The sequence below is a fragment of the Okeania sp. SIO2B9 genome, assembly GCF_010672505.1.
Taxonomy (GTDB): Bacteria; Cyanobacteriota; Cyanobacteriia; order Cyanobacteriales; family Microcoleaceae; genus Okeania; species Okeania hirsuta.
Genome location: NZ_JAAHGK010000304.1, coordinates 1 through 6,544 on the forward strand (window position 1 = coordinate 1; position 6,544 = coordinate 6,544).

The window sequence follows — 6,544 nt, forward strand, 5'->3', positions numbered from 1 at the left end:
ACATCCAATATGGGGAAGAATAAGATTTATAATCAAACCTTTAGCAATTATTGATTTAATCGCAATTCTTCCATTTTACTTACCTTTATTTTGGCCAAATCTAATATTTACTCGTTCGTTTCGCTTATTTAGAATATTTCGGTTATTCAAAATTAGTAGATATTCAGATACAGTCAAATTATTTGGTAAAGTTATCAAGTCAAAACAAGAAGAGATAGTTATTACTTTATTTATTGCTTTAGTTTTATTAGTAACTTCTGCCAGTTTAATTTACTTCGCTGAACATGAAGCTCAACCAGATGATTTTCCTCATATTCCTGCTGCTATGTGGTGGGGAATTATCACCTTAACTACTGTGGGTTATGGAGATGTTTATCCCATTACTCCTTTAGGTAGATTTTTAGGGGCGATCGCTGCATTAGTAGGAGTTGGTATATTTGCTTTACCAGCAGGTATAGTTGCTTCTGGTTTTACTGAAGAAATAGAAAAAAAACGGGCTTCAAATCAAAATAAAAAATCTATAATTTGTCCCCATTGTGGTCAAAAAATAGATGAAGAATAACAAGATTATCGCAGTAATATCATGTCCGGTTGAATACTTATAAATAATGACCGAGGAGGACCTCCTCAGTCCTCAGTAGTCAGGAGTAAAAAAGAAGGAACAGAAGAAGAAAGTTTTCTATCACTAATTAAGCAGACATGATATAACTACATTAAAGTTGAAAAAATAGACTTTACTTATGCAATAATGCGAAATGGTGAAATGTATCAAGCTGAAAATTATTAGCCATCAACACCAAGCCATAATCAACCAACAAAAAAACAAAATATGACAACCCGTAAAATAATCAAAACTGATAAAGCTCCCGAACCAGTTGGCCCATATAATCAAGCGATCGCTGCCACAGGTCAAATGCTATTCGTCTCCGGTCAAATAGCGATCGACACCAGAATCAATCAAATAGTGTACACCGACGATGTAAGTAAACAAACAGAACAAGTTATGGCAAACCTAGAAGCTATACTTACCACAGCAGGTGCATCTTGGTCAAATGTTGTCAAAACAACCGTGTTCCTCAAAGACATGAACGACTTTGCCACCGTAAACACCATCTACGCTAAATACTTCAACCCTGAAAATGCCCCTGCCCGCGCCTGTGTTGAAGTTGCTCGCTTACCCAAAGATGTACTTGTAGAAATTGACTGTATTGCAGTACTATAAAAAGTTTGGCGTTGGTGAAAAGAGATATGATATCATGTCCGGATAAGAGCGCGATAGAACTCTGTTCCGCGCTCCGCGTTAACGTGCGTTGTGCGCCAGCAAACAAAAAACTTTCTGCTTCTACTCCTGTTTATTCTTCTTTGTTCCCTCCTAACTCCTCCGTAGTTTATTTATAAGTAATCAACCGGACATGGTATAAGTCCTAATAAGTACTGAAGCAGACTTGATATCAAAAGAAGATTTTCTCTAGAGTGCATATATCCAAAACTTCTCCGCTAATATCAAATCTGCTCGGGTTCGGTATAAAAAAATGTTCTATCTGAGCGCCATTGCCAAATCTTTCTTGATATTCCCACATTCTCCTCCTGGGAGGGGTTATATCATGTCCGGTAGCATCGGAGCGTGTATAAAATTAAGGTGACAATAGGATAAAACCTTCTGCCTCCTGCCTCCAGCATAGCTGCCTTCCTTCCAGCAAAGTCTAATTATTCAACCGGACATGATATTAGGGGTGGGATCTCACACTCTCCACACTCCCCATCTCCCCTAATATTTCCTCAAGGTGGTTGTGTTAAATATTTTTGAAAGTGAAATTGCTGAAAAAGTAGGAAATTGAATAAAATTACATCTCACTACTATGAGAAATTTTACAATAATTGGTGTTGTTGACTACAAGGTTTTAACTCGCCGATCATCCCAATATGAAGTAGATTTCTACTAATCTAAGTAGTAGTAAATACCTAAAAATAATTCTGATATTTTTATCTATTATAGAGTTTTTGCTTATTGCCAGAATATTGTCTATATAACTACATCTAAAAATTACCATATATCAAATTTAATTAATTGGTTATTTGATAAAGTAACAATTTATTTCATATCCATGGCCAAATTTTGACATTAAGATATGAGAGTGTTACAATATCATCAGTTTTTTTGCTATCATAGGGCATCTCCATCTGTAACCTTCTCAAAATAAGGAATACATAGATATCAAACCAGGAAAAAAACATCATAATTGATACAAATTATATCAGGAAATGTCTACTAGATCGATGAATAGATTGGTAGATAGCCCTCTGGTATCTACCAATCTATTCATCTAAATATAAACAATTGTTAAATTGTCGCCTTTCTCAATTTAATTAATTTTTAGAATAGATGCTTTGAAAGCAGAAAATAGGAGGATTTAAAGGAAAAAATTTTTAATATTCTCAAATTCTTCAAGTCCACCCGACCCAAATTAAAACTACTATTATGGTAGGAGAGAGAGAATAATTAATATTTGTTATCAACAGTTAGTATTAATTGATAATAATGTATAACATTTTGCTATTCAAAATGATTATATTTATTGCCCACAAATTAAATAGGAATCAAGAGAACTTTGTATAAATAAGTGCACGATTAAATACAAATTAATATACTCCTAGATCATCATAAACTTTGAAAATTATGAATGACCAAGATAAAACTAAAAAGGAATTGATTCAGGAATTGATTGCTCTGCGCCAAAGTGTTAGTGAACTAAAAACAGCAAATTCAAGTTGCATTTTAAATGAGCAAGAGTTAAATATGATCATTGAAGACCGCACTGCAGCACTCAAAGAATCAAACGATCGGTTAGTGCAAGAAATTGTTAAACACCAGCAAGCAGAAACAGCTCTGAAAGCAGCTCAAGAGCAATTACAAACAGTTTTGGCAGCAGTACCTGGTACAGTATCTTGGGTGAGTTCGGATTTACACTACATAGAAGTCAATCAGCAGTTAGCTGAGATGTTTGGTATGCCCAGAGAAGAATTTGCGGGTAAAAATATTGGTTTTTTAGGCGCAAGTTCTGAGTTTAATGACTTTCTACAAGAATTTTTTGAAAGTTCAAATTTAGAAACAAGTCGTGAAATTACATCAATAGTTCATGGACAACCTCGCAACTATTTGGTTGTCGCAGAAAAGTACAACAAAAACCAAGCTGCTTTTGTGGTAGGTATTGATATTACAGAACGCAAACAAGCAGAAAATGACCTAATAAATGCTAAAGAACAGTTACAAACAGTATTAGCAGCAGTACCAGGTACAGTATCTTGGATTAGTTCGGATTTATGTTATATAGAAGTTAATCAAAAGTTAGCTGATATTTTTAGTATGCCCAGAAAAGAATTTATGGGTAAAAACATTGGTTTTTTAGGCATAAGTTCTGAATTCAATAAATTTGTTGATAAATTTTTTGCTAGTTCTGAGTCTGAAATCACAGGTGAAATAGTATCACAAATTCATGGAGAACCTCGAAATTATTTGATTGTAGCAGAAAAATACAATCAAAATCAAGCTGCATTTGTGGTAGGTATTGATATTACCGAACGCAAACAAGCAGAACAAAATCTTTTAGCAGCTAAAGAAAAACTAGAAACAGTATTAGAAGCAGTTCCAGGAATGGTTTCATGGATTAATTCAGACTTAACCTATATTGAAGTAAATCAACAATTAGCTGATATCTTTAAACGATCGAGAACAGATTTTGTCGGTAAAGATATTGGTTTTATAGATAAAAGCTCTGAATTTAATACCTTAATTAAAGAATTTTTTGCAAGTTCTCAGCAGGAAATAACTTCTGAGATTATTTCAAATTACCAAAATCAAACCAAAAATCACTTAATTGTTGCTCGCAAATATGATCGAAATCAAGCTGCTTTTGTGGTAGGTATTGATATTACCGAACGCAGACAAGCTGAATCAGACCTTGGAGCAACTAAAGAACAGTTAGGAGCTGTTTTAGAAGCAGTTCCAGGAATTGTCTCTTGGATCAGCTCAGATTTACATTACTTGGGAGTTAATAAACACTTAGCACAAACTTACAATTTACCAAAAGAAGCTTTTATTGGCCAAAATATTGGCTTTCTGAAAGCCAGCGAAGAATTTAGTGAATTTATGCGCCAATTTTTTGCCAGTCACGCTCGGGATGACTGTCGAGAAGTATCTGCTTATGCGAATGGTGTTGCTCGGAATTATTTAATTGTTTCCCAAAAATATGCTGAAGGTAAAGCTGCTTTTGCTGTAGGTATTGATATTACCGAACGCAAAGATGCAGAAGCAGCACTCAAACAAGCAGAAGAGAAATATCGTACCATCTTTGAAAATGCCGTCGAGGGAATTTTCCAAGCAACTCCCGATGGTTACTTCATAAGTGTTAACCCCGCATTAGCTAGAATTTATGGCTATGAATCTCCTGAAGAGATGATTACTAACCTTACTTCCTTACAACATCGACTTTACGGTAATCAAGAAAGCCGCTATCAACTTATGCAAATACTACGGGAGCATGATGTTGTAGTTAACTTTCAGTCACAAGTTTATCGCCGAGATAGTAGTCTGATCTGGACTTCTGAAAATGCCAGAGCTGTACGAGACCGAGATGGTAATTTAATTCGTTACGAAGGAACTGTTGAAGATATTACAGCACGTAAACAAGCACAAGAAGCATTGCAAAGAGCTAATCAGCAGTTAGAAACAAAAGTGGAGGAACGTACTGCTGCTCTCAAAGAATCAAATCGTTTGTTAATGATGGAAGTTACAGAGCGTCAACGAGTAGAAACCGCCTTACGAAAATCAGAAGCGGAACTGCGGGTTTTGTTTGAGGCAATGACTGATGTAATTACTGTCTTCGATGCTAAAGGTAGATATGTCAAAATCTTATCTACTAATTCAGAAGTGTTATATAGTCCCATCAATGAATTGATTGGTAAAAGTGTTTATGAAGTTTTGCCTCCTCAACAAGCAAACCTATTTATGATTAATATTCAGCGGGTGCTGAATACACATGAAACTGTTAATTTAGAATATAGTCTGCTTGTAAATCCACAGAACGGCAATATTCAAAAGCCTAACTCTCTATGGGGAATTTCATGCAAAGTTCCTAATTACAAATCTTCTGATTTGCCTCCCTATCCCTATTCTCCTCTTCCTAATCCTAATGAAATTTGGTTTACTGCTAACATTTCACCATTACCAGATAACTGTGTGATTTGGGTAGCGCGTAATATTACAGAACGCAAACGGGTGCTAGATGCACTACAGCGAGCTGAAGAAAAATATCGTAGCATTTTTGAAAATACTGCAGAAGGTATATTTCAAACTTCCCCAGAAGGATATTTCATTAGTGCAAATCCAGCTTTAGCGAAGATGTATGGTTGTTCCTCGGAAGCAGAGTTGAAAAATCAAATGACTGACATTGCCCAACAACTGTATGTTAATCCAAATCGTCGCTCTGAGTTTATTGCTGCCCTTGACAAAGATGGTTCTATATCATCCTTTGAATCAGAAGCTTATCGTGTTGATGGTACTATAATCTGGATTTCTGAAAATGCTCGTGTAGTTCGTAATTTTGAGGGAGAAATACTTTATTATGAAGGTACAATTCAAGATATTACAAAACGTAAGCATGTAGAGAGTGCACTACGATTAGAACAAGAAAAATCTGACCGTTTATTGTTGAATATTTTGCCTGCGAAGATTGCTGAAAAATTAAAACAAAATCAACATCCAATTGCTAAACGGTTTGAAAATGTAACTATTTTGTTTGCTGATATTGTCGATTTTACTGGTTTTTCAGCTCGGATATCTCCTAATCAATTAGTTGATCTGCTCAATCGAATTTTCTCAGCTTTCGATCAATTGACTGAACAACATGATTTAGAAAAAATTAAAACTATTGGGGATTCTTATATGGTCGTTGGTGGTTTACCCGCAGCTAGAGACGATCATGCAGAAGCGATCGCTGAAATGGCAATAGATATGCAGCAGGCCATTACTAAATTTTTAAATGACTTGGGAAAACCTTTCCAAATTCGGATTGGTGTTAATACTGGAACTGTTGTAGCAGGAGTAATTGGTACTAAAAAGTTTATTTATGATTTGTGGGGTGATACAGTTAATGTGGCATCTCGAATGGAAGCAAGTGGAATACCTGGAAAAATTCAAGTTACTGAAGCTACTTATCAAGTTTTAAAAGATAAATATTTATTAGAACCACGGGGAAATATTTCAGTTAGAGGTAGAGGAGAAATGATTACTTATTGGCTTCAAGGTAGAAGGGAAAATAGTGAAAAAAATTTGATCTTTTCGCACAAAAATCATTTGCTTGAGGGTCGAGTAGACTAATATCATGTCCAGTTGAATACTTATAAATAAACGACGGAGGAGTCAGGAGTCAGAACTCAGGAGTCAGGAGGGAAGAAATAAGAAGAAAGAAGCAAGAAGAAAGAATAAAGAGGAGGAAAAGGAGAAAGTTTTTTGATCACTAATTATCTGGACATGATATAATATCAT

General features: G+C 35.2%; 3 protein-coding genes. All 3 read left to right on the forward strand.

Annotation, left to right across the window (positions count from 1 at the left end):
• Positions 1-562: ion transporter (locus F6K13_RS12785; protein ID WP_287287551.1), on the forward strand; the 562-nt coding region annotated here is incomplete at its 5' end.
• A gap of 267 nt (positions 563-829) precedes the next feature.
• Positions 830-1,222, forward strand: a complete 393-nt coding sequence (locus F6K13_RS12790; protein ID WP_124144340.1) for a RidA family protein — start codon at positions 830-832, stop codon at positions 1,220-1,222.
• Positions 1,223-2,677: 1,455 nt separating this feature from the next.
• The gene (locus F6K13_RS12795) at positions 2,678-6,376 is read left to right on the forward strand and encodes an adenylate/guanylate cyclase domain-containing protein (protein ID WP_124144339.1); all 3,699 of its coding nucleotides are present in this window, start codon (positions 2,678-2,680) and stop codon (positions 6,374-6,376) included.
• The last annotated feature ends 168 nt before the right edge of the window (positions 6,377-6,544 follow it).